Origin of the sequence: Microbacterium sp. Cr-K32, assembly GCF_000708345.1 — a bacterium.
GTDB classification, from domain to species: domain Bacteria; phylum Actinomycetota; class Actinomycetes; order Actinomycetales; family Microbacteriaceae; genus Microbacterium; species Microbacterium maritypicum_A.
In genome coordinates this window covers 49700-71744 of the sequence record NZ_JARD01000028.1, presented here as the reverse complement: position 1 = coordinate 71744, position 22045 = coordinate 49700, and the positions used below count along the sequence as shown (strand labels likewise).

At 68.3% G+C, this 22045-nt stretch carries 23 protein-coding genes and 1 tRNA gene; 22 read left to right on the top strand and 2 right to left on the bottom strand.

The genetic code is table 11. From position 1 onward, the window contains the following. Nucleotides 1-3 precede the first annotated feature (3 nt). A complete protein-coding gene (gene rplL, locus GZ64_RS0114685; RefSeq protein ID WP_017829128.1) occupies nucleotides 4-387 on the top strand; it encodes a 50S ribosomal protein L7/L12 in 384 nt (127 codons plus the stop codon). A 162-nt stretch (nucleotides 388-549) separates the two neighbouring features. Here the strand turns inward: rplL and GZ64_RS0114680 are convergent, their stop codons facing one another. Further along, complete coding sequence (locus tag GZ64_RS0114680; protein ID WP_029258743.1) at nucleotides 550-1554, bottom strand: LacI family DNA-binding transcriptional regulator; 1005 nt, start codon at nucleotides 1552-1554, stop codon at nucleotides 550-552. A 287-nt stretch (nucleotides 1555-1841) separates the two neighbouring features. Between GZ64_RS0114680 and GZ64_RS0114675 the strand changes: the two genes are divergently transcribed. The 8 genes from GZ64_RS0114675 (at nucleotide 1842) to GZ64_RS0114640 (ending at nucleotide 10914) form a co-directional block, all read left to right on the top strand. Further along, nucleotides 1842-3158 carry an ABC transporter substrate-binding protein gene (locus GZ64_RS0114675; protein ID WP_021199172.1) on the top strand — a complete coding sequence of 439 codons (1317 nt, stop codon included), beginning with the start codon at nucleotides 1842-1844 and terminating at the stop codon, nucleotides 3156-3158. Nucleotides 3159-3261: 103 nt separating this feature from the next. After that, on the top strand, nucleotides 3262-4401 hold the full coding sequence (locus GZ64_RS0114670; protein ID WP_029267312.1) for a carbohydrate ABC transporter permease: 1140 nt from the start codon (nucleotides 3262-3264) through the stop codon (nucleotides 4399-4401). Then, nucleotides 4398-5360: a carbohydrate ABC transporter permease gene (locus tag GZ64_RS0114665; protein WP_021199170.1), complete on the top strand. Its 963-nt coding sequence runs from the start codon at nucleotides 4398-4400 to the stop codon at nucleotides 5358-5360. Before GZ64_RS0114670 ends, GZ64_RS0114665 begins: the two co-directional genes overlap by 4 nt. A 97-nt stretch (nucleotides 5361-5457) precedes the next feature. Beyond that, on the top strand, nucleotides 5458-6834 hold the full coding sequence (locus GZ64_RS0114660) for a cystathionine beta-synthase (protein WP_029267310.1): 1377 nt from the start codon (nucleotides 5458-5460) through the stop codon (nucleotides 6832-6834). 76 nt (nucleotides 6835-6910) lie between these two features. After that, nucleotides 6911-8065 (top strand): cystathionine gamma-synthase, encoded by a 1155-nt coding sequence (locus GZ64_RS0114655; RefSeq protein ID WP_029267308.1) that lies wholly within the window; start codon nucleotides 6911-6913, stop codon nucleotides 8063-8065. 158 nt (nucleotides 8066-8223) lie between these two features. Next, nucleotides 8224-9624 carry a multidrug effflux MFS transporter gene (locus GZ64_RS0114650; RefSeq protein WP_029258738.1) on the top strand — a complete coding sequence of 467 codons (1401 nt, stop codon included), beginning with the start codon at nucleotides 8224-8226 and terminating at the stop codon, nucleotides 9622-9624. Between the two features lie 31 nt (nucleotides 9625-9655). Then, the gene (locus GZ64_RS0114645) at nucleotides 9656-10285 is read left to right on the top strand and encodes a phosphatase PAP2 family protein (protein WP_029258737.1); all 630 of its coding nucleotides are present in this window, start codon (nucleotides 9656-9658) and stop codon (nucleotides 10283-10285) included. Nucleotides 10286-10311: 26 nt separating this feature from the next. Next, nucleotides 10312-10914, top strand: coding sequence for a GNAT family N-acetyltransferase (locus GZ64_RS0114640; RefSeq protein ID WP_029258736.1), 603 nt, complete (start codon nucleotides 10312-10314; stop codon nucleotides 10912-10914). Nucleotides 10915-11086: 172 nt separating this feature from the next. Here the strand turns inward: GZ64_RS0114640 and GZ64_RS0114635 are convergent. Continuing rightward, nucleotides 11087-11174: transfer RNA gene (locus tag GZ64_RS0114635), tRNA-Ser, on the bottom strand. Between the two features lie 171 nt (nucleotides 11175-11345). On the opposite strand from GZ64_RS0114635, the gene mpaB (GZ64_RS0114630) reads away from it, so the two are divergent. The 13 genes from mpaB (GZ64_RS0114630) to trhO all read left to right on the top strand — a co-directional run bounded on the left by mpaB (GZ64_RS0114630) (nucleotide 11346) and on the right by trhO (nucleotide 22045). Next, entirely contained in the window at nucleotides 11346-12422 is a 1077-nt protein-coding gene (mpaB, locus tag GZ64_RS0114630; protein WP_029267306.1) for a daptide biosynthesis RiPP recognition protein, read from the top strand. Next, nucleotides 12422-13471: a daptide biosynthesis RiPP recognition protein gene (gene mpaB, locus GZ64_RS0114625; RefSeq protein WP_029258734.1), complete on the top strand. Its 1050-nt coding sequence runs from the start codon at nucleotides 12422-12424 to the stop codon at nucleotides 13469-13471. The genes mpaB (GZ64_RS0114630) and mpaB (GZ64_RS0114625) overlap by 1 nt, the downstream gene beginning before the upstream one ends. Continuing rightward, entirely contained in the window at nucleotides 13468-14721 is a 1254-nt protein-coding gene (mpaD, locus tag GZ64_RS0114620) for a daptide-type RiPP biosynthesis aminotransferase (RefSeq protein WP_029267304.1), read from the top strand. The genes mpaB (GZ64_RS0114625) and mpaD overlap by 4 nt, the downstream gene beginning before the upstream one ends. Continuing rightward, nucleotides 14718-15905 carry a daptide-type RiPP biosynthesis dehydogenase gene (gene mpaC / locus GZ64_RS0114615; RefSeq protein ID WP_029267302.1) on the top strand — a complete coding sequence of 396 codons (1188 nt, stop codon included), beginning with the start codon at nucleotides 14718-14720 and terminating at the stop codon, nucleotides 15903-15905. Before mpaD ends, mpaC begins: the two co-directional genes overlap by 4 nt. Next, nucleotides 15906-16040 (top strand): MpaA1 family daptide-type RiPP, encoded by a 135-nt coding sequence (gene mpaA1, locus GZ64_RS20280; protein ID WP_021199159.1) that lies wholly within the window; start codon nucleotides 15906-15908, stop codon nucleotides 16038-16040. It begins immediately after the preceding gene. Nucleotides 16041-16077: 37 nt separating this feature from the next. Continuing rightward, nucleotides 16078-16203, top strand: coding sequence for an MpaA2 family daptide-type RiPP (gene mpaA2, locus GZ64_RS20275; protein WP_269320225.1), 126 nt, complete (start codon nucleotides 16078-16080; stop codon nucleotides 16201-16203). 40 nt (nucleotides 16204-16243) lie between these two features. Continuing rightward, nucleotides 16244-16357: an MpaA3 family daptide-type RiPP gene (gene mpaA3 / locus GZ64_RS20305; RefSeq protein ID WP_021199157.1), complete on the top strand. Its 114-nt coding sequence runs from the start codon at nucleotides 16244-16246 to the stop codon at nucleotides 16355-16357. Between the two features lie 66 nt (nucleotides 16358-16423). Continuing rightward, on the top strand, nucleotides 16424-17251 hold the full coding sequence (mpaM, locus tag GZ64_RS0114595) for a daptide-type RiPP biosynthesis methyltransferase (protein WP_029267300.1): 828 nt from the start codon (nucleotides 16424-16426) through the stop codon (nucleotides 17249-17251). Continuing rightward, nucleotides 17238-18980 carry a daptide biosynthesis intramembrane metalloprotease gene (mpaP, locus tag GZ64_RS0114590; protein WP_168441084.1) on the top strand — a complete coding sequence of 581 codons (1743 nt, stop codon included), beginning with the start codon at nucleotides 17238-17240 and terminating at the stop codon, nucleotides 18978-18980. Before mpaM ends, mpaP begins: the two co-directional genes overlap by 14 nt. Then, on the top strand, nucleotides 18961-19677 hold the full coding sequence (locus tag GZ64_RS0114585) for an ATP-binding cassette domain-containing protein (protein ID WP_029267295.1): 717 nt from the start codon (nucleotides 18961-18963) through the stop codon (nucleotides 19675-19677). The genes mpaP and GZ64_RS0114585 overlap by 20 nt, the downstream gene beginning before the upstream one ends. Beyond that, a complete protein-coding gene (locus GZ64_RS0114580; RefSeq protein WP_029267293.1) occupies nucleotides 19674-20402 on the top strand; it encodes a hypothetical protein in 729 nt (242 codons plus the stop codon). The genes GZ64_RS0114585 and GZ64_RS0114580 overlap by 4 nt, the downstream gene beginning before the upstream one ends. Beyond that, nucleotides 20399-21145: a hypothetical protein gene (locus tag GZ64_RS0114575; protein ID WP_029267292.1), complete on the top strand. Its 747-nt coding sequence runs from the start codon at nucleotides 20399-20401 to the stop codon at nucleotides 21143-21145. Before GZ64_RS0114580 ends, GZ64_RS0114575 begins: the two co-directional genes overlap by 4 nt. A gap of 9 nt (nucleotides 21146-21154) precedes the next feature. Next, complete coding sequence (trhO, locus tag GZ64_RS0114570; RefSeq protein WP_029267290.1) at nucleotides 21155-22045, top strand: oxygen-dependent tRNA uridine(34) hydroxylase TrhO; 891 nt, start codon at nucleotides 21155-21157, stop codon at nucleotides 22043-22045.

Here is a 22045-nt window from a genome sequence, read left to right as displayed (position 1 = left end):
ATCATGGCGAAGCTTTCCACCGAGGAACTGCTCGAGCAGTTCGCCGGCCTGACCCTCATCGAGCTCAACGAGTTCGTGAAGGCGTTCGAGGAGAAGTTCGAGGTCACCGCTGCTGCTCCCGTCGCCGTCGCCGGTGCCGCGGGTGGCGCAGGCGCTGCTGAGGCTGAGGAAGAGAAGGACTCCTTCGACGTCATCCTCGAGGCTGCTGGCGACAAGAAGATCCAGGTCATCAAGACCGTCCGCGAGCTCACCTCGCTGGGTCTCGGCGAGGCCAAGGCTGTCGTCGACGGTGCCCCGAAGGCCGTCCTTGAGGGCGCCAACAAGGAGACCGCCGAGAAGGCCAAGGCTGCTCTCGAAGAGGCAGGCGCCACGGTTACCCTCAAGTAATCGCGACGCTCACGCGTTTCTCGTCGAAGGCCCCGGGTTCGCCCCGGGGCCTTCGTGCGTTCCGGGTGGTTTCCGCCGTTGCCGACGCTTCCCGGGGCTGTCCTCCCGGTGCACCCAGGAGCCCGGGCCGCGGCCCGGCCTGCATCCCGGCATGCTGCGAAGTCAGCGCGGAGGAGCCGTCGAGCTGCGCACGACGAGGGCCGACGCCGCGTAGATGCGCTCCAGCGGTGCGTCGGGGTGCTCCATCCGCTGCGTCAGGAGGCGCACCGCCTCATGTCCCTGGTCGCGCGGTGACTGTCCGATCGTGGTCAGCGCGAACATGTCGGCGTGTTCGTGATCATCGATGCCGACGACGCTGAGCTCGGTCGGCACGGCGATTCCGAGTCGCCGCGCGGCGATGATCGCCCCGATCGCGGCTTCATCGCACACTCCCACGATCGCCGTCGGCCTCCGCCGTCGGTCTCCCAGCAGTCCCGCTGCCGCGGTGTACCCGCCGGGCATCGTCGGAGACCCGCCGGCGACGCGCGCATGAGCCGCGATTCCGGCCGCCTGCAATGCGCCGCGATAACCCTCCAGCCGCTGCGCGTCACCGTAGCTCAGCGTGGCCGCGTCCGTCGATCCGCCGACGAAGGCGATGTCGGTGTGCCCGAGCTCGATGAGGTGCTCGGTCGCGATGCGCGCGGCGGCCGTGTCGTCGATCGACACCGCGCTGGAACCCTCGCTGTACGGTCCGACGCTCACGAGCGGCCGCCCGGTCTGCTGCAGGCGCTCGAGCTCCCGGGCGCTCGGCTGGATGCCGACCGCGATGATCCCGTCGAACCGCCGGCCGGGGAGCACGCTCTCGAACAGCCGCTCCCTGGTCTGCGACCCTTCCGGCACGCCGTAGAGCGACAGGTCGTAGTCGAGGGCGAAGAGCGATTCCTGCACGCCGGCGAGCAGCTCGGCGAAGAACCAGCGGTCCACGGGCGGCATCACGACGCCCACGGTCTGCGTGCGCCCGGTGGCCAGGCTCGTCGCGGAGGAGTGGGCGACATAGGAGAGATCGCGAGCGGCGTCCTCGACGCGCTGCCGGGTGGTCTCCGACACGTACCCGCGGCCGCTCAGGGCGCGACTGGCGGTGGCCTTCGATACGCCGGCACGCGACGCGACGTCCGCGATCGTGCTCATCGGTCCTCCTCGACCTGATCACGCAGCTGCGTGGCCCCGACGCGGGGGTGCGCGCCGCGTCAAATCGTAGTCGCCGGCATACGAAAAAGGAACCGGTTCCAGAGCGGAAGCGAGGGAGCGCTCCCACGTCGGGGGCGCGAGCACGTCGAATGGTTGCGAGCTTGTGACCCTAGCGTGTTGTGCGGGGGTGCGCATGGCCAGTAGGTTGGCCTGGAATCGGTTCCCTAACGATGCCCCGGGGTGGCGTCGCACCAGTCGGGAACCTGTACTCGAAGAGGAGAATTCACATGGCTCTGTCACAGCGTTCCCGGCGTTACGCGCCGCTCGCCCTGCTGGGGGTCGCGGGCATCGCGCTCGCCGGATGCGGGGCTCCCGGAGGGGCACCGGGCACCGACGGCGGCGATGGGGGCGATGCCACCGTCACCATCTACGGAACGATCGTCGATGACGAGGCGAAGCTCCTCCAGGAGTCCTGGAAGGACTGGGCCGACGAGAACGGCATCACGATCAAGTACGAGGGCAGCCAGGACTTCGAGACCCAGCTCGGCACGCGCGCCCAGGGCGGCAACCCGCCGGACATCGCGATCTTCCCGCAGCCGGGACTGTTCAAGGACTTCGCGGACCGCGACTACCTGAAGCCCGCACCCGAAGAGGTCGAGAAGAACGCCAACGAGTACTGGACCGAAGACTGGGTGAACTACGGCACCGTCGACGGCACCTTCTACGGCGCCCCGCTGATGGCGAACGTCAAGGGCTGGATCTGGTACTCGCCGGCGAAGTTCAAGGAGTGGGGCGTCGAGGTTCCCAAGACGCTCGACGAGATGACCGCCCTCACCGAGAAGATCCAGGCGACCACCGGAACCCCCGCATGGTGCGCCGGCTTCGAATCGGGCACCGCGACCGGCTGGCCGGGAACGGACTGGATCGAGGACTACGTGCTGCGTCAGTCCGGACCGGACGTCTACGACCAGTGGGTCACGAACGAGGTCAAGTTCACCGACCCGCAGATCAAGCAGGCGTTCGACTCGGTCGGCGGCATCCTGCTCAACCCGGCCAACGTCAACGCCGGCTTCGGTGACGTGCGCTCCATCAACTCCACCGCGTTCGGAGATGTCGCTCCGAAGCTCGCCGGCGGCGAGTGCGCGCTGACCCACCAGGCCTCGTTCCTGTCGGGCTTCTTCCCCGACGGCACGAAGGTCGCGGAGGACGGCGACGTCTGGGCATTCATGCTGCCGGGCGAGACCGAGGGCGACACGGCCGTGACGGGTGCCGGTGAGATCGTCGGCGGGTTCAGCGACTCCGAGGCGACGCAGAAGGTGCTCGCGTACCTGTCCAGCCCTGAGTGGGCGAACAGCCGCGTCAGCCTCGGCGGCGTGACCTCCGCGAACAACGGCCTCGACCCCGCGAACGCGAAGGACCCGATCCTCCAGGAGACCATCAAGATCCTGCAGGACCCGGACACCACCTTCCGATTCGACGCGTCCGACCTGATGCCCGGTGCCGTCGGTGCCGGAACGTTCTGGAAGGGCATGGTCGCATGGGTCAACGGCACCTCGACCGATGAGGTGCTCACGCAGATCGAGACCGGCTGGCCGAGCAGCTGATCCAGCAGAGGGGCCGCCCCGCACCGGGGCGGCCCCTCTGACCCCACGGCGCGCACTCCGACGTGTGCGTCGATGATCCGGTCCGCGTGATGAAGGGGAATCCGTGAACGCGACTAATTTCTTCAAATGGATCGGCTCGCTCCCGCCGGTCCTGCAGGCCGTCGCCGTGGTCATCGCCTTCGCGGTGGTCGTGGCGATCATCCTGCTCCTGGTGGACATCGCTCCCCGTAGGGGGAAGGTCTACACGTTCGTCCGATTGGCGATGTGCCTGCTCATCCCGCTCGCGGTGATGTTCTTCTTCAACTCCTATTACTGGGCGATGGGAGTCGCCGTCGCCGTCGGCGCCTTGTTCTTCTGGCTCGACTACCGTTCCCGCGATGGCGCGGGATATCTGATCCAGCTCGTGGCCTTCATGGCTCCGGCGCTGCTGTTGCTGATCATCGGTCTCGTCCTGCCGTCGATCCAGACGATGTTCTCGTCGTTCATGAACTCCTCGGGGAAGGAGTTCGTCGGCCTGTCGAACTACCTCTGGATCTTCACGCAATCCGACGGCATCACCGCCGTCATCAACACGATCATCTGGGTGCTCCTGGTTCCGACGGTCTCCACGATCGTCGGCCTCGCGTACGCCGTGTTCATCGATCGCACCCGGGGCGAGAAGATCTACAAGGTGCTGGTCTTCATGCCGATGGCCATCTCCTTCGTCGGGGCGAGCATCATCTGGCGATTCATCTACGAGTACCGTGGCCCGCAGTACGAGCAGATCGGTCTGCTCAACCAGCTCCTCGTGTGGTTCGGTGGCACGCCGCAGCAGTGGCTGCTCAATGAGCCGTGGAACAACCTGTTCCTGATCGTCGTGCTGATCTGGGTGCAGACCGGTTTCGCGATGGTGGTGCTGTCCGCATCGATCAAGGGCGTACCGGCGGAGCTGCTGGAAGCGGCCGAGCTGGACGGCGCGAACGCGTGGCAGCGGTTCATCTCGGTGACGGTCCCTGCGATCCGCCCGGCGCTCATCGTGGTGCTCACGACCATCTCGATCGCCTCGCTGAAGGTGTTCGACATCGTGCGCACGATGACCGCCGGCAACTACGGCACGTCGACCCTCGCGAACGAGATGTACACGCAGTTCTCGAAGTTCGAGGCGGGACGCAGTGCCGCGCTCTCCGTCATCCTGTTCATCCTGGTGTTGCCGATCGTGATCTACAACGCGCGCCAGATCAAGAAGCAGCGGGAGATCCGATGACCGACACCGTGAAGTCAGACGCCGCCGTCAGCACGCGCGCGATCACCACCGGCGGCGGGTTCGACGGCGCCGCCGGTCGCACCCGCAAGCGCCTGTCCCGTCCGTGGGCGTCGGTGGCGTCCATCGTCATCGCGTTTTTGTGGACGATTCCGACGCTCGGGCTGTTCATCTCGTCGTTCCGGCCGAGGGACCAGATCCAGACGACCGGCTGGTGGACCTTCTTCGCCGACCCGCAGGTGACGCTCGAGAACTACGTCGACGTGCTCCAGTCCGGCACGACGCAGCTCACGATCCTGGAGTCGTTCGTCAACTCGATCGCGATCACGATCCCCGCCACCATCGTGCCGCTGATGATCGCGTCCATGGCGGCCTATGCGTTCGCGTGGATCGACTTCAAGGGGCGCAACGCGCTGTTCATCTTCGTGTTCGCGCTGCAGATCGTGCCGATCCAGATGGCGCTGGTGCCACTGCTGAGCTCGTTCTCCCGAGGGATCAACCTCTTCGGGCTGCAGGTCACGACCCCGCTCGGTGCCTCCTCGGGCTACGCCCAGGTGTGGATCGCTCACTCGATGTTCGCTCTCCCCCTGGCGATCTACCTGCTGCACAACTTCATGTCGGAGATCCCCGGAGAGATCATCGAGGCCGCGCGCGTCGACGGTGCGTCCCGTGGGCAGATCTTCTTCCGCGTGGTGCTGCCTCTCACGATGCCGGCGATCGCTTCTGTCGCGATCTTCCAGTTCTTGTGGGTGTGGAACGATCTGCTCGTGGCGCTGGTGTTCGCCGACGGCGCCGCGGCGCCGATCACGAAGCTGTTGGCCGAGATCACGGGCACGAGAGGAAACGACTGGTACCTGCTCACGGCGGGCGCCTTCGTGTCGATCATCGTGCCGCTGATCGTCTTCTTCGCACTGCAGCGCTACTTCGTCCGCGGCCTGCTGGCGGGATCGACGAAGGGCTGACGCTTCGGAAGACACAGGGGGCATTTCGGACGAACGGATGCCGCGGTCGGGTGAAACACATCCCCGTCTGCGGCATCCGCGCGTCTACCCTGAAGGCATGAAGTACGCAGACTCGATCGTCGACCTCGTCGGCGACACGCCCCTCGTGAAGCTGCAGCACGTCACCGAGGGCGTCGCGTGCACGGTGCTCGTGAAGCTCGAGTACCTGAACCCCGGCGGTTCCTCGAAGGATCGCATCGCCGCGCGGATCATCGACGCCGCGGAGGCATCCGGCGATCTGAAGCCCGGGGGGACGATCGTCGAACCCACCAGCGGCAACACCGGAGTCGGCCTGGCCCTGGTCGCCCAGCAGCGGGGCTACAAGTGCGTGTTCGTGCTGCCGGACAAGGTCGGCGAAGACAAGATCGACGTGCTGCGGGCCTACGGTGCCGAGGTCGTGGTGACCCCCACATCGGTCGCCCCCGACAGCCCGGAGTCGTACTACAGCGTGAGCGACCGGTTGACCCGCGAGATCCCCGGAGCCTTCAAGCCGAACCAGTACGAGAACCCGAACGGTCCGCGCAGCCACTACGAGACCACGGGGCCCGAGATCTGGCGCGACACCGACGGCGAGGTCACGCATTTCGTGGCCGGCGTGGGCACGGGCGGAACGATCACGGGGACGGGGCGGTATCTGCGCGAGGTCTCGGAAGGGCGGGTGCGGATCGTCGGGGTCGACCCCGAGGGCAGCGTGTACAGCGGCGGCACCGGTCGTCCGTATCTCGTTGAGGGTGTGGGCGAGGACATCTGGCCCGGTGCGTACGATCCCACGGTGCCGCACGAGATCGTCGCTGTCGGCGATGCCGAGGCGTTCGCGATGACCCGGCGCCTCGCCCGCGAGGAGGGCATCCTCGTCGGGGGATCGAGTGGCATGGCCGTCGTCGGTGCGCTGCGCGTCGCGCGTGACCTGCCGGCGGACGCCGTGATGGTCGTGCTGCTGCCCGACGGCGGACGCGGCTACCTGGGCAAGATCTTCAACGACGGATGGATGCGCTCCTACGGGTTCAGCGAGCTGGAGGACGGGGAGACCGTCGCCGACGTGCTCGCGGCTCGTCCGTCGCGGCAGGGCGCCGGCATCCCCGACCTGGTGCACGCCCACCCGACCGACACCGTGCTCGAGGCCATCGGCATGATGACCGAGTACGACGTCTCGCAGCTGGTCGTGCTCAGCGCCGAGCCGCCGGTCATGATGGGCGAGGTGGTCGGCACGGTCGACGAGAAGGGGCTGCTCGACCTGCTGTTCCGCGGTGAGGCGAACGCGACCGATGCCGTGGGCGCGCACGTGGGGGAGAGGCTCCCGCTCGTCGGCATCCACACCTCCGTCGCACAGGCCAAGGCCGCGCTCGCCGATGCCGACGCGCTGCTGGTGACCGAAGACGGCAAGCCGCACACCGTGCTCACCCGTCAGGACCTGCTGGCGTATCTGTCGCGCTGAGAGACACCGAGAGCTCGGCCGACCCGGGGCGTAACCAGGAGGCCCTCCCCGCAGGCGCGGACGTAGGCTGAGACACATGTCCGATCACGCTTTCGCCACCCGAGCCATCCACGCAGGACAAGCGCCCGACCCCGTCACGGGAGCGATCATCCCGCCGATCTACCAGTCCTCGACGCATGTGCAGGACAGCGTCGGCGGCCTGCGTGCGGGCTACGAGTACAACCGTGCGGGCAACCCCACGCGGTCCTCGCTCGAGACCCAGCTCGCGGCCCTCGAAGGGGGCGCGAGCGCGCTCTCGTTCGCGTCGGGACTCGCCGCGGAGGATGCGCTGCTGCGTGGCATCCTCAAGCCCGGCGACCACATCCTGCTCGGCAACGACGTGTACGGCGGCACCTACCGGCTGCTCACCCGGGTCCTCGCACCGTGGGGGATCGAGACCACGACGGTCGAGCTCTCCGACGTGGATGCGCTCCGCGCGGCGATCCGTCCCGAGACGAAGATCGTGTGGCTGGAGACGCCCAGCAATCCGCTCCTGAAGATCGTCGACATCGCTCTGATCGCCGAGATCGCGCACGCGGCCGGCCTGATCGTGGTCGTGGACAACACCTTCGCCTCGCCGGCGCTGCAGCAGCCGCTCGCGCTCGGCGCCGACCTGGTGGTGCACTCCACGACCAAGTACCTGGGCGGGCACTCGGATGTGCTCGGCGGCGCGGTCGTGTTCGGCGATGATCGGTTCTTCGATCAGGTCAAGTTCCAGCAGTTCGCGGTCGGAGCGGTCTCCGCCCCGCTGGACGCCTGGCTGACGACCCGCGGCATCAAGACCCTGGCGCTGCGGATGCGGCAGCACTCCGAGAACGCGCAGGCCATCGCCGAGTGGGCGCAGGATCGGCCGGAGTTCGCGCAGGTCTACTTCCCGGGACTGGCCTCGCATCCCGGCCACGAGATCGCCGCGAAGCAGATGAGCGGTTTCGGCGGGATGCTGTCGCTCGGTCTCGCCGCCGGCGCCGACGCGGCACGGGCCTTCGTCGAGAGCACCTCGGTGTTCCAGCTCGCCGAGTCGCTCGGTGGCGTCGAGTCGCTCATCGGATACCCGCCGGACATGACGCACGCCTCCGTGCGCGGCACCGAGCTCGCGGTCCCGGAGAACATCGTGCGCCTCTCCGTCGGGATCGAAGACGCGGGCGACCTGATCGCCGACCTCGAGCAGGGACTCGACCGCATCTCGCGCTGACGTCGCACCGGGCCGTGAGAGACGCACCTTCGCATCCGCGGGGGTGCATCTCTGCTCTGCGCGTGGGCGGGCGGACGAGGCCGTGGCGGCGGTAACATGGGGGCTTCCCCGGTCGAATCGATTCGACCCTTGCACCCCCTGAACTCTGGAAGGACGTCGTGTCCGACGCTCCCCGCACTGATTCCCTCCCCGTCGTGAAGGCGGGGGATTCTGCCGCCGACGAATCGCGGATCCCGCAGCCCGAGCGCACCGCGACGGGGAGCATCCGCATCCCCACCGCGACCGGCGCGATTCGCACCCTCGGCGCGAACCCCGCCACCGCGCCGATCATGCTGCACCCGGGCGATGCCATCTCCCTGGGCCGCCGCACGCTGTACATCATCCTGCTCGGCGCGCTCACCGCCCTCGGCCCCTTCACGATCGACCTCTACCTCCCGGCGTTCCCGGTGCTGGAGCAGGACTTCCAGACCACGGCCGCCGCGATCCAGCTGACCCTGACCGGAACCATGATCGGGTTCGCGCTCGGCCAGCTCGTGGTCGGACCGCTCAGCGACAAGGTCGGTCGTCGCGTGCCGCTGATCGCCGTCACCGCGCTGCACGTGCTCGCGAGCGTCGGGGCGGCCTTCGCACCGGACCTCGGGCTGCTCAGCGTCGCCCGCGTGCTGATGGGAGTGGGTGCCGCGGCCGGCGGCGTGGTGGCCATGGCGATCGTGCGCGACCTGTTCGGCGGGCGTCGACTGGTCGTCATGCTCTCCCGCCTCGCTCTGGTCTCGGGCGTGGCACCGGTCATCGCGCCCCTTATCGGCTCGTGGCTGCTCACGCTCATGCCGTGGCGCGGGATCTTCGGCGTGCTCGCGGCCTACGGCGTGGTCATGCTGCTGTCGACGATCCTGTTCATCCCGGAGACGCTGCCCGTCGCCCGGCGCCAGGGTCACGGTGGCGCCACCATGCTGCAGCGATATCGCTCCGTGCTTTCGGACCGGGTGTTCCTCGGCGTGCTCGTCATCGGCGGGATGACCTTCTCCGGTCTGTTCTCGTACCTGTCGGCATCGCCGTTCCTGTTCCAGGTGACCCACGGGCTCGATGCACAGCAGTACGGTCTGCTCTTCGCCGTGAACTCGCTCGGCGTGGTCGTCGGCGTGCAGACCGCCTCCCGCTTGGCCGCACGCTTCGGACCGCAGTGGGTCATGGCCTACTCGACCGCAGTGTTGCTGCTCGCCGGCGTCGCGATCATCGTCACCGACCAGCTCGGCCTCGGCCTGTGGGGCACGGTGATCCCGCTGTTCGTCTTCATGACTGCTTGTGGCTTCACATTCCCGAACGTGCAGGTGCTGGCGCTCGACCGCCACGGGAAGGCCGCGGGAACCGCGGCATCCATCATCGGCGCGACGAACTTCGGCGTCGCCGGGCTCATCTCGCCCGTCGTCGGCTGGCTCTCGCACGACGCCGGGATCACCGCGACCACCATGGCGTCCGTCATGGTCGGCTGTGCCGCGATCGGCATCCTGTCGCTGTGGTTCGTCGTGCGCCCGCGCACCGTCGGGATGCTCGCTCCCTGAGTCTTCAGGTGTCGTCCGACAGAATAGGACGATGAACAGGCGCATGCTGCTGTGGTGGGGAGTGGGCCTCCTCGCGCTCGCAACGGTCCTGGGCGCCGTGGTCGTGTTCGCCTACCCGCAGACTCCGGGCTTCGACCACTGGTGGAACGAGACGATCGCCGGGGTTCGCGCGGACTGGATGGTCGACTTCGCCCTCGTTCTGAACTGGATCGGCGGCGGCTGGGTCGCGATCCTCGGGGTGCCGCTGCTGGCGATCCTGGCGCTCGTGCTCGCACGGCGCTGGCGTGGCGCGCTGTTCGCGGCACTCTGCTTCGCCGCCAGTGCCGCCGGCGTGCAACTGCTCAAGCAGCTCTTCGGGCGGGCGCGGCCCGACGACATGCTCGTGGTGAGCGACTACGGCTCGTTCCCCTCCGGGCACACGGCGAACGCCGCGACGATCGCCCTCGTGCTCTGGGTGCTGTTCCCGCGCGTCTGGGTCGCGATCGTGGGTGCGGCGTGGGTGCTCGCGATGGCGCTCTCGCGCACCTTCCTCTCGGTGCACTGGGCCAGCGACACCCTCGGCGGCGCCCTGGTCGGCGCCGGCGTGGTGCTGGTGCTCGCCGCCTGGTTGCTCCCGTGGGTGCAGCAGAAGAAGTCGGCGGTCGAGGCGCCGATAGGCTGAGAAGACCCGTCCCCAGAGGAGTCGTCGTGTCTCGCATCCGTCCGTACCGCCCCACCGATCGTGCCGCACTGTATGAGATCTGCGTGAAGACGGCCGACGCCGGGGCGGATGCGACCGGCGTCCTCTCCGACGACTCGCTGTGGGGCGACCTCTTCGCCGTCCCCTATGCCGAGCGTCATCCCGACCTCGCCTGGGTGGTCGAGAGCGATGACGAGCGCACGATCGGCTACATCGTCGCGACCGACGACACCGACGCCTTCTACACCTGGTTCCGCGAGGAGTGGTGGCCCACGCTCGAGGGTCGCCACCCCCGGCCGGCGGAGGTGGTCACGCGGGAGGATCGGATGATCGACTACGGCTACAGCCGCGCCGCCGGCATCGAGCCGAACGTCGCGGATCACCCGGCCCATCTGCACATCGACCTGCTTCCCGAGACCCAGGGTCAGGGGCTCGGTCGCCAGCTCATCGAAACGCTGTTCGCCGAGCTGACCCGACGCGGAGTGCGCGGGCTGCACCTGGGCATCGATCCGAACAACACCGGAGCCGCCGCCTTCTACGAACGGCTCGGGATGACGCGTCTCCCGGCCGAGCCCGGCGGACAGATCTACGGCGTGCGCTTCGACGACTGAACGCCGAACGATCGCGTGGGCGAAGCGAAAGAGCCCCCGCTGGCGCGGAGGCTCTTTCACTTTTGGCGGTGACGGCGGGACTCCGGTGCTCGCTGTGCTCGCTCCTCCCCGAATCCCCGGTGCTCGATAAAAAGTGAAAGAGCCCCCGCTGGCGCGGAGGCTCTTTCACTTTTGGCGGTGACGGCGGGATTCGAACCCGCGGTTGCTTGCACAACACACGCTTTCCAAGCGTGCTCCTTCGGCCGCTCGGACACGTCACCAGGGAACAACCTGTCCATCCTATCCGATGCGAGGACGACGACGTGACAGGCCTCTGGGGTCCGCGACCTGAACGTCCACCGATGTGAAATATTGCACGTCACACGTCACCTGTATAGCCTCATGTGAGGACGGATCGCATTCGCTGGGGGTGCGGTGTCCAGAGGGGGAGCATGGACGCGAGCTCGATCACGACGGCGCGAGACCGCCACCGCACCACGACGGCCTTCGAACAGTGCGTCAGCGGAAGACGGAACCTCGTCACGGGCGCCGTGTTCTTCGTCGAGGCGGGTGACCACGTCGGTGCGGTGCTGAGCCAGACCCGCCTCGACGACATCGTGTTCGCTCCCGCGGGCAGTGTCGTCATGAGCAGCGACTCCCGGGTGATCCCCTACGACGGTGCTCTGCGCGAGCCCGGCGATCGGATCATGTTCGACGGCGGGCAGACGTTCGAACTCCGGGAGTACGTGGCGGCTCCCTTCCTTCCGATCGTCGGGCCCACTCTCTTCCGGCAGTGCAACGCCGCGGGCGTGGCCGCGTTCCTGAGCGATGCCGATACGGCGAAGGACTCCGGGATCTTCATCGATCCGCTGCTCAGCAGCACGGTTCTGCTCGACTCCCTGCCGTCATTCCTCGGCTCCGGCCGCGAGGGAGAGGCCCTGCCCCGCGTGCACGTCACCGCGGAAGGCGAGTACAGGGACGGGCCCGACGGGCTCCTGCTCGGCGAGGTGGGCGACGGGCGGGCAGACATCGAGGCCCGCGCAGGAGAAGGCGCCGGCCGAGGGCGGGCGTTCGCGCGCGTCGTCGACCGCGGGATGCTGGAGGCCGATCTCGACGACCGGCCGTGGATCGCACGGTACATCGGCGCGATTGACCTGCTGCGTCGATGGGCGGGAGTTCCGAGTCGCCCCGCCATCTCCGGCTTCGGCGGACACCTCGTGCGGGCTCTCGACGAACTCGCCGCGCTTCCGGGAGTCGTCTCACCACGCGTCCCGTACCTGCTGACGGGCGACGGCGAGGAGTGGATGCTGATCGATCCCGTGAGCCGGCGCGGGATCCGGCTCGGCATCGACAGCGCACGCGCGGCGGAATGCCTGATCGCGACGGCGGACGAGTCCGCGGCGGTCGGATTGCTGGCGGCCGAGCTCGGCAGGGGGACGAGCAGCGTCGCCTCCCTGGTGCAGGAGGTCCGATGCCGATTGGCGGTGGTCGGCCTCGATCCCGCCGCGGGCGGGCAGGCGGGACTGTGATGCACGACGGTGAGCGGGTGGAAACAGGGGAAGTCAGCGGAGCGCGGGCACTCCGCGCATGGATCACCGGGCAGGGGGAGGGGCACTCGCGAGTGTTTCTCCTCGAGAGCGGGGCTCCGGCAGCCGATGTCGCGAAGGTGGCGCGCGGCGACGACGTGGTCCTCCTGCCGGTGGAGAGTGGGATGTACGACGGTCTCGGCAGCGTGGTGCGCTACCGAGGCGCACTGCGAGAAGCGGGTGACGAGCTGTTCCTCGGCGAACACGGCGTCGAACTCCAGGACTATGTCGCTGCTGCGTTCGTCCAGATCGTCGGCCCCACCGTGGTGCGCTTCTTCGACGCATCCAGCGGGCAGGCCTTCCTCGAGGATGCGGAGCTCGCTCGCCGAACCGGGGTCTTTCCCTCGGCGTTGATCGACCCACGGGTGCTGCTCGCGGACCGCGACGCCCTGGACTGCCCGAGGGAGATGAAGACTCCGAAGGCGCTGCGAGTGGGTGCGGACGGCAGTGTCGGCATCGGCGTGCAGGGGCGGACCATCGGCACCGTCGACGACCTGCCGTCCGTTCTCGCCATCCCGCTGCCCCGGGCCGCGGCGCTGGGAGAGGTCGCGACGGGGGATGGGTTCGCCGCCGACCTCGCGAGGCGGGAGTGGATCGGACGCTACCTCAAGGCGACGGACCTCATGAAGATGCTCCGCGCAGAGAACGGCGCCGCCCGGGTCTCGGGATTCGGCTGGTTCCCGATCGACGACGACCTCTCGGATGCCGAACCGTTGACTGCGGATCCGTTTCTGCTCGAGACCGCCGCCGGTTTCATGCTCGCAGACACCGGGACCCTGCGCCGCCAGCTGCTCACGCCATCGACGGCCCGGGTCATCGCGGTGATACAGACGTCGAGCACGATCGAGATCGCCACCGAGCGCGTGGCCCGGCTGCGGGGCACATCGTCACCGGACGCGCGTGACCTGTGCCTGCAAGCCCGCACCGCTCTCAACGTCCACACGGGCCGGCGTACCGGATCCGCTGACGGGACGAACGGGGCCGAAGGATGACATCGCCGCACGCGCTGTGGACCTCGATGCTCCCCGCGGACTCGACCTTCGCACCGGAGCGCGTCGCCGTCGGCGCTGCCGGGAACCTGATCGAGTTCGCTGACGGATCCACACGTCTCTGCGCGACGAGCGGTCTCTGGAACGTCCCTCTCGGGTTCGGCAACCCGACGGTCGTCGAGGCCGTCAACAGGGCGAATCACGATGCCTCCTATCTCTCGCTGTTCCGCGCGCCCCATGAGTACGCGCAGCGCGCGGCCGAAGCGCTGATCGAGCTCGCGGACCCCGTCCGCTACCGCCGCGTCATCTTCTCGACCTCGGGAGGGGCGGCGAACGACGCGGCGATGAAGCTGGGCAGGCAGTACTGGGCGCAGAAGGGGCTCGCGTCCCGCTCGTTGATCGTGGGCCTGAAAGGCAGCTATCACGGCACGGCATACGGCAGTCACGCCCTGAGTGGGGACGACCTCCTCCAATCCGTCTACGCCGTCGACCGCCGGTCGGTGCGGCATGTATCCCACAGCGACGACGGCGAGGAGCTCGAACGGCTGCTGCAGCGGGAGGGGGCGCGCGTGGCATCGGTCGTCGTCGAACCCGTGCTGGGCAGCGGCGCCTACGCGCTGTCTGAGGCGTTCGTCCAGCGTCTGCTCGCACTGCGCGAGGAGTACGGCTTCCTGATCGTCGCCGATGAGGTCGCGACGGGCTTCGGCCGCACCGGGACGATGTTCGCCACCGACAGGTGGGCTGCGGCACCGGACATCCTCATCCTCTCGAAGGCGCTGACCAACGGGGCGATGGGTGCGGCGGCGCTCCTGGTGGGGGAACGGGTCGCCTCGGAGTTCGTGCGGGGCGGGTGGACGTTCGTGCATGGCGAGACCCAGGCGGGGACGCCGGCTTGTGCGGCGGCGATCCTCGCCGTGATCGAGGAACTGCGCCGCATCGATGTGGAGTCGACCGCTCAGGCACTGGGCATCGACCTGCTTCGCCTCGCGGCCGAGTGGGAGGCGGACGGTGTGGTCGCGGAGATCACCGGACGCGGGTGCTTCCTGGGACTCGGGCTCCGCCACGCGGACGAGAGCCCGCTCTCTGGGCCCGACATTCTTCGCGTCGTCTCCGCGATCGCGGACAACGGCGTCCTGGTGCAACCGGGCCCCAGCTCCATCGAGTTGATCCCGGCCTACGGATTCACTGCGGAGGAGCTTCTCGCCGTGGACGTGGCCGTACGCGCAGGCCTGGCCCGGGGAGTGCAGGGATGACCGCGGAGTTCGGTCGACTTCCCACCCTGTGGCAGGGGGAAGGGGCCACCGGCCGGTTGACGAAGCACCTCACGGCCGACCGAGAGAGCCTCATGATCGTGGATTCGGCGGTACCGGTTGCCCTCCCGTCCGGGCGCCGGACCACGACGATCCAGATCGATGCGTCGTCGGTCGACGTCGCTGCAGTCGTCGAACTGGCCCGACAGATCGTGCGTCGATCGCCGAGCGTCATCGTCGCGGTCGGCGGCGGAACCGTTCTCGACGCCAGCAAGATCGCCGCGCTCGCTCTCGCTCGGGGGCGGGTGTTCGACTTCGCCATCGGGCATGCGTCGAGGTCGGCGCTGACTCTCCTTCCCCACGCATTGCCACCCGTCGACATCATCGCCGTGCCGACGACGCTCGGCACCTCGTCGGAGACCAACAGCGTCGGAGTGCTCAGGAACGACAGCGGATACCGGCTCATCGTCGGTCTTGCCCTGAGGCCTCGCCACGCGATCATCGATCCGGGCAATCTGGCTTCGCTGACGCACGCCGCCGTCCGGGAGGGAGCATTGGAAGCCTTCCTCCGGGTAGCGGGCGCCTCGACGAGCTCGCGGAGGAGCGCGCGGCAGAACCGAGACGCCGTCGCGCTCGGGAGAGCCGTCCTCGATTCCGCCACCCGTGACCCGGACTCGCGCGGGGGAAGGATGCGTCTCGCTCGACTCAGCGCGGCGACCCAGCGCAGCGCGGCGCTGCGGGGGCCGGACCCCTACAGCGCGCGCCACTGGTATGCGGCGAACGAGATCGCCTTCGTGCTGGGGGTCCGCAAGATCATCGCCACGGCGGCGGTCATCGGCGCGGTCTGGCGGCGGATCTGCGCAGGAGACGTGCGCTGGGGAGACCGGCAGAGTCTCCAGGACTTCTGGGTGAACGTCGTGGGCGGGATGGCATTGCCGCTGGACCCGCCGACGGGCATCGAGGCCCTGATCGAACGGTGGGGAATCGAGCGCGCTCCGACACCGAGCCCCGATGACATCGACCGCATCTCCGTCGCCACAGAGAGGGCGTGGGGAAGACGCCACCCGATGCTGCCGGGCCTCCTCGCAGACGACTTCCGTGTCGTGCTCCACGATTCCCGGTGGAGTTCTGAGCTGGTCGGCCCTGATCGCCGACCTCCGATGTCTGTTGCGAAGGAGGTGAATTAGATGGGCGAGAAAGTCGAGAGCAGTATCCGGTTCCAGGAGCTGGAAACGATGGAGGCCCCCAGTTGGGAGAGCTTCTATCAGGGCGCGATAGGGGCGTTGGTCCTCATCGGGATCGGCGCAGCCGCGGCGACCTGATCCCTGGCACGCGCAGCGACACGGAAGGGAGGTGAAGATGCACACCGCAACGCCGACGCTCGAGTTCACGGAACTCGAGGCCATGGAAGCCCTGAACGACACCGACGACTACATCCGAGGATTCGCCGTGGGAGTCATCATCGGAATTCTCGCCCTGACATAGGGCGGCGACCGACAGCTCGAGAAGGAGGTGCAGATTGCAGATGACGTCTCTGGAGTTCACGGAACTCGAACAGATCGACGCACCGTTGGAATGGTGGGAGCACGCCAGCTACATCATTGCCATCATCGGCGGCGCGGCAGCGATCGCAACCTAATCCCCGGGGTGCGGGTGGAGCATGCCCGCCCGCACCCCATCGCTCCCGTTGAGAGGCGATGTGTGAATGTCCGGTTTGATCACCGAAGCAGTATCGGCGCGGCTCGAGACCGCGGGCGCGGTTCCCCGGGAGCTGGATCTGTACTCCGGGGAGGGCACCGACTTCTATGAGCGATTGGTCGGTACCGACCGTGCAGAGATTCGAGAGGTGCTGGCGCTCGCGAGGAAGACCGACGACCCCATCCTCGACATCGCCGCGGGCGGCGGGAGGTTGACGGTTCCGCTGGTGAGAACGGGAAGAGAGGTCACCGCGATCGATCTCTCCGACGACATGCTCTCCCACCTGCGTCGAGCGCTTCCTGCGCGATCGACGGTGGAGTGCGTCGTGGCGGACATGCGCGACTTCTCCCTGGGGCGGCGATACGGTCTCGTGATCATCGGCGCCACATCCATCACCTTGCTCGATCGTGCGGGGCGCTCGCTCCTGTACGGGAGTGTGCGTCGTCACCTCGCCGCGGGAGGCGTGTTCGCCTTCACCGTCGCGGGAGGCGCGGCGGCGCAGAGCCTGGCGGTGTCGAGAACGCAGGAGATCGGCGTCCCCGGTCCGCAGGGCGAGGAGACCTACCTCTTCGCGCAGCAGATGGAAGACGGCGGAGCGGCGCGAGTGGTCAACTGGGTGCGCGTCGCCGACATCGCGGCCGGCCTCGAAGCGACGGTGCTCACGAGCCGCCTGCAGGTGCTCGGCCATGACGTCCTCGCCGGGGAGCTCGTCGACGCGGGCTTCGCGGCACCTGCCGTGTCGCCCGTCCGCACCGACCGCGGGGTGGAGATCCTCCTGCTCACGACGTCGTGGGCGGGATCCTCGGGAACGGTGGACGACGATGCCACCGGCTGACTCCCCGCGTCGACGCGGCTCCCGCGCGAGGGTTCGGCTCTCTGCCGATGCATGCCCGAGCCTCGCCTCCGGTGTCGCTTTCGAGGAAGGGGCCGACGACAGGGCATGGATAGCGACGATCCACGGAGTGCCGTCGTCGAGGGTGTCCCGGTCGGTCGCCGACCTGCTCTCGGCGATGAACGGCGAGACCGCGCTCCGCGACCTGCACCTGCGCTTCGCCGCATCCGAATCGCTGGAGGACTTCCTCGACCTCGCCGAGCGCTTCCGCGCCAGCGGACTCCTGAAGGGCGACGCGATCCTCCCGCCCGGGCGGCTGACCTACCGCCCGCCATTCACCCTGCAGATCGCGACGCTCCGTGCTCCCGCCCTCTTCCGGCGCGCGGATCGTGTGATCGTCCGGCTGCCGGCTCGGGTGGTCCTGGCATCGGTGGTGGTGCTGCTCGGCGGAGGGCTCGTGGCCGCCATCGTTCAGGCGCGGGACCTGCTGAGCGTCCTGACCACGCCGATGCCCTTGACCGGCCTGCTGATCCTGATCGCGGTGCTCTCGCTCGCGACGCTGCTCCATGAGGCCGCCCATGGACTCACCCTCGCCCGCTTCGGCGGGAGCCCCCGTCGTGCCGGCTTCATGCTCTTCTACCTCACCCCCGCGTTCTTCGTGGACGTGACCGACGGCTGGCGCCTCCCGAAGAGATCGCAACGCGTGGCGATCGCGTTGGCCGGCCCCGCAGTGCATGCGGTCATCGCCGCCGTCGCGCTCATCGCCGCTCTCGCGCTTCCGCAGCCGGAGACCGACAGGGCGATGCTGCTGCTCGCTCTCTCCTGCATCGCCGTCGTCATCGTCAACCTGATCCCGTTCGTGCGGTTCGACGGGTACATCGCACTCATGAGCGCGCTCGACGAGCCGAACCTCCGGGGACGCGCCATCCGCGACGCCTCGAACTTCCTGACCCGATTCCTGTTCGGCGGTCGGCGGATCGGCAGAGCCCTGGACACCGCGTGGAGCGTTCCGTTCGGCCTCGCCAGTCTTGCCGCCCCGGTCGTGATGGTCGTGTTCGCCGTCGCACGCACCGCTCAAGCGCTCGCCGGAGGAGGACCGGTCCTCGGCCTGCTGGTGGTCGTGTTGGAAGCCGTCGTCGTCCTCGTCGGTGTGGCTCTGCTGGCGAAAGCCCTGCGGCGAGTCCTCCGCTCGGGTGTCTCCCGGCTCCGGTTCGTGTGCGTCGGGGCGGTGGTGGTCGCGAGCATCGTGACCGCCGGAGCCCTCATCCGCGTACCCGTCACCGACACGCTCGGCTTCTCCGTAGACGGGGGCCGGGTGATGCTCCTTCGCGCAGGAGCAGGCGCAGGCGCAGGAGCAGGCGCAGGCGCAGGCGCCGACACCGAGGCGGAGGTGCCGGCGGGCGCCCCGGTCGTGTTGATGAGCAGTGGCATGGTCGCGAACGTGCCGGTGGGAGAGGGCACAGCCAGGCCGCTGCCTCCGACGCCGACGACGGTGCCACTCGACGCGCTGTTTCCCGTGACGGCGGATGGGGTGGCGATCCCTGCGGTGGTCGTCGCCGAGGTGCTCGTCGCCGGGAAGAGCGACGGCCTGCCCCCGACGGGTCAGGCGCGGGTCGAGCTCGGTGAGACGGACCTGTGGCAGGCGCTCTGGGCGAGAGGCGTGATGCTGCCGCTGACAGCGCTCCAGGGCGAGAGAGAAGAAGAGGAAGAGAATGAGCGACCACGCGATTGAAGTCCGAGGACTCACGAAGAGGTACGGGCGCCGAACGGCCGTCGAGGAACTGTCGTTCGACGTGCCGCGGGGGACGGTCGTCGGACTCCTCGGCCCGAACGGGGCGGGAAAGTCGACGACGCTGCGGGCACTGGTGGGGTTGATCACTCCGACCAGTGGCGACTGCGTCATCGACGGTGCGCCGTTCTCCGCGCTCGACAACCCCGCATCGCACGTGGGCGTTCATATGGACGGGTTCGGCTTCGAGCTGGGCATCACGGCGAGACGGCACCTGGAGATCTCCCGCCTCGCGGCCGGCGCACCCCGGGACCGTGTCGACGAGGTGCTCCAGGAGGTGGGGCTCGCCGCGGATGCCGACCGTCGCGTGAAGACGTTCTCGACGGGGATGGCACAGAGGCTCGGGTTGGCGACCGCTCTTGTGGGTTCACCCCGGACGCTCATCCTGGACGAGCCGGCGAACGGGCTCGACCCCGACGGCATCCGGTGGCTTCGCCGGTTCCTGCGGAGCTTCGCCGAACGCGGCGGCACCGTGCTGGTCGCCAGCCATCAGCTGGCGGAACTCGAGCAATTCGTGGACGAGGTCGTCGTGATCAAGCGCCGTGCACTCTTCGCGGGGCGGTTGCACGACCTCGTCACGGACGACGGCGACTCCCTCGAGAGCAAGTACTTCGATCTCGTGGGAGAAGCGGCAGCATGAGGAACGCGATCCGCAGCGAAGCGCTGCGTGCAGTGAGCGGACTCTCCGTCCTGCCGGTCTATCTCGTGGCCCTGCTCATGCCGGTATTCGTGCTCGTCTCCGACGGTTCCCGCTTCGAGTTCGCCGGTGTCGATCCCGGCACGGCCACCGCGCGCCTGCTGGAGCCGCTCGCCTGGTCGGTCGTCTCCGCGGCGTTCGTCGGTGCGTACTCCGTCACGCGGGAGTACTACTACGGCTCGATGGACAGAACGCTCACCGGGGTCGGCTTCCGTCGCGTCTTCGGGGGAAAGCTCGTCGCGGCGGTGTTGGCCGCCGTCGCGCTGTCGGTGTGCATCTTCGTCCTCTGGACAGGGGGCGTCTCCGTGATCCTGATCCGGAACGGACTGGCGCTCGCTCTCACACCGGAGTCGTGGCAGCTGTATGCCGGCGCGCTGGCCGGCGCGGTCCTCGGTGCACTGATCGGAGTGTCCGTCGGCTGGATCACCCGCAACTACTACCTGACGGCAGGTATCGTCCTCATCTTTCCGATGGTCGTGGAGCTCGCACTCGTGCGCACGGCGCCGGAGGTGGCGAAGTTCTCGCCCGGATTGGCACTCGCCGCGCTGGGTGTTCCCGGCTACCAGGGGCGACTGCTCGAGTTCGCGCCCGCACTCGGTGTCGGGCTCGTCTGGGCCGCAGCTCTCGTCGTGATCGCCTGGTTCAGGGGACGTCGGGGAGCCGCGTGATCGGCCGGGCGCTTCGCGCGCAGGCGCGCAGCTTCGCCGGTGACGTGGTCCTCCTCGGGATGGTGGCAGCGGCGCTGCTGATGTCGCTCGCCGTGGCGACGAGTATTCCGCCCGACTTCGCGGAGGCCCCGGCGGGCGTCCGATCCGCGTTCGCCGAGTCTTTCACCGTCGTGCTCGCGACGTACGGAGCGGTCCTCGCGGCGGTCTACGGCTCCTTCCGATACACGATCGACCGCCGGGACGGTGTCATCGCGCAACGTCTGATGATGCTGCCCCGGTGGACGATCTTCGTCGCCAGGATGCCGACGGCCGCTCTGGGAGGGGCGATCGTGGCGCTCACCGTCGTCGTCGTCGGGCAGATCGCGCTGAACGTGTCCCGGGGCGGTGCGACCCTCGATGGAGCGACTGTGGCATCGACTCTCGCCCTCGGGGCGGTCGCCGGGCTCTGGGGGATGGGGCTGGGAGTCGTCGTACAGGTTCATCTCGTCGCTCTCTTCGTGGTGTCGATGTCGATGAGCGGGGCGCTGCTTCTCACGATGTTCTGGAGCTCCGGCGCCGGCTATCTCCCGCCCCTCGTGATGCTCCGAGCCCTCGGATTCGACGTGTCAGCCATGGGCATCCCGCGGAACGATCTTCTCGAGAGCTCCCTGGCGCTCTGGGCGACCGCAGGCTGGGTGCTCGCCGCGCTCCTCGCCGGGGGAGCGGCTTTCATGAAGCGTGATGTCGGCGCGGAGACGACGTAGGATCCCTAGGTGGCAACACCCAAGATCGTCCTCTTCTACGCCTTCACTCCTCTTGCCGATCCCGATGCCATCCGCGTCTGGCAGCGAGACCTCGGTGAGGCGCTCGGACTGCGCGGACGTCTGCTCATCTCGAAGGACGGCATCAACGGCACCCTCGGCGGCGACATCGGCGCGCTGAAGAAATGGCTGCGCTCGTTCCGCTCATACCGTCCGTTCGCCGACGCCGACATCAAGTGGAGCGAGGGGACCGGTGTGGACGCCGAGGGACGAAGCCTCGACTTCCCCAAGCTCAGCGTCAAGGTGCGCGAGGAGATCGTGTCGTTCGGTGCGCCCGGTGAGCTCCGCGTCGACGAGAACGGCGTCGTCGGCGGCGGCACGCGTCTGACGCCCGAAGAACTGCACGGTCTGATCGACGAACGTGGCGACGATGTGGTGTTCTTCGACGGTCGGAACGCGCTCGAAGCGCAGATCGGACGCTTCCGTGGCGCGGTCGTCCCCGACACCGAGACGACCAGGGATTTCGTCGAGCTTCTCGATTCGGGCGTCTACGACGACCTCAAGGGCAAGCCCGTGGTCACGTACTGCACCGGCGGCATCCGCTGCGAGGTGCTGTCGAGTCTGATGACCGCCCGCGGGTTCGGTGAGGTCTACCAGCTCGAGGGCGGCATCGTCCGATACGGCGAGAAGTACGGCGACGACGGCCTGTGGGACGGATCGCTCTACGTCTTCGACGGCCGGGGCTCCGTGGACTTCTCCGACCATGCCGCGGTCATCGGAGAATGCGTAGGATGCGGGGCGGCGACCAAGCGCACCGCGAACTGCCCCGATCTCTCGTGCCGATCGCAGTTCGTGGTGTGCGAGGAGTGCGGCGCTGTGCCCTGCACCTCTCACGCTGCCTGA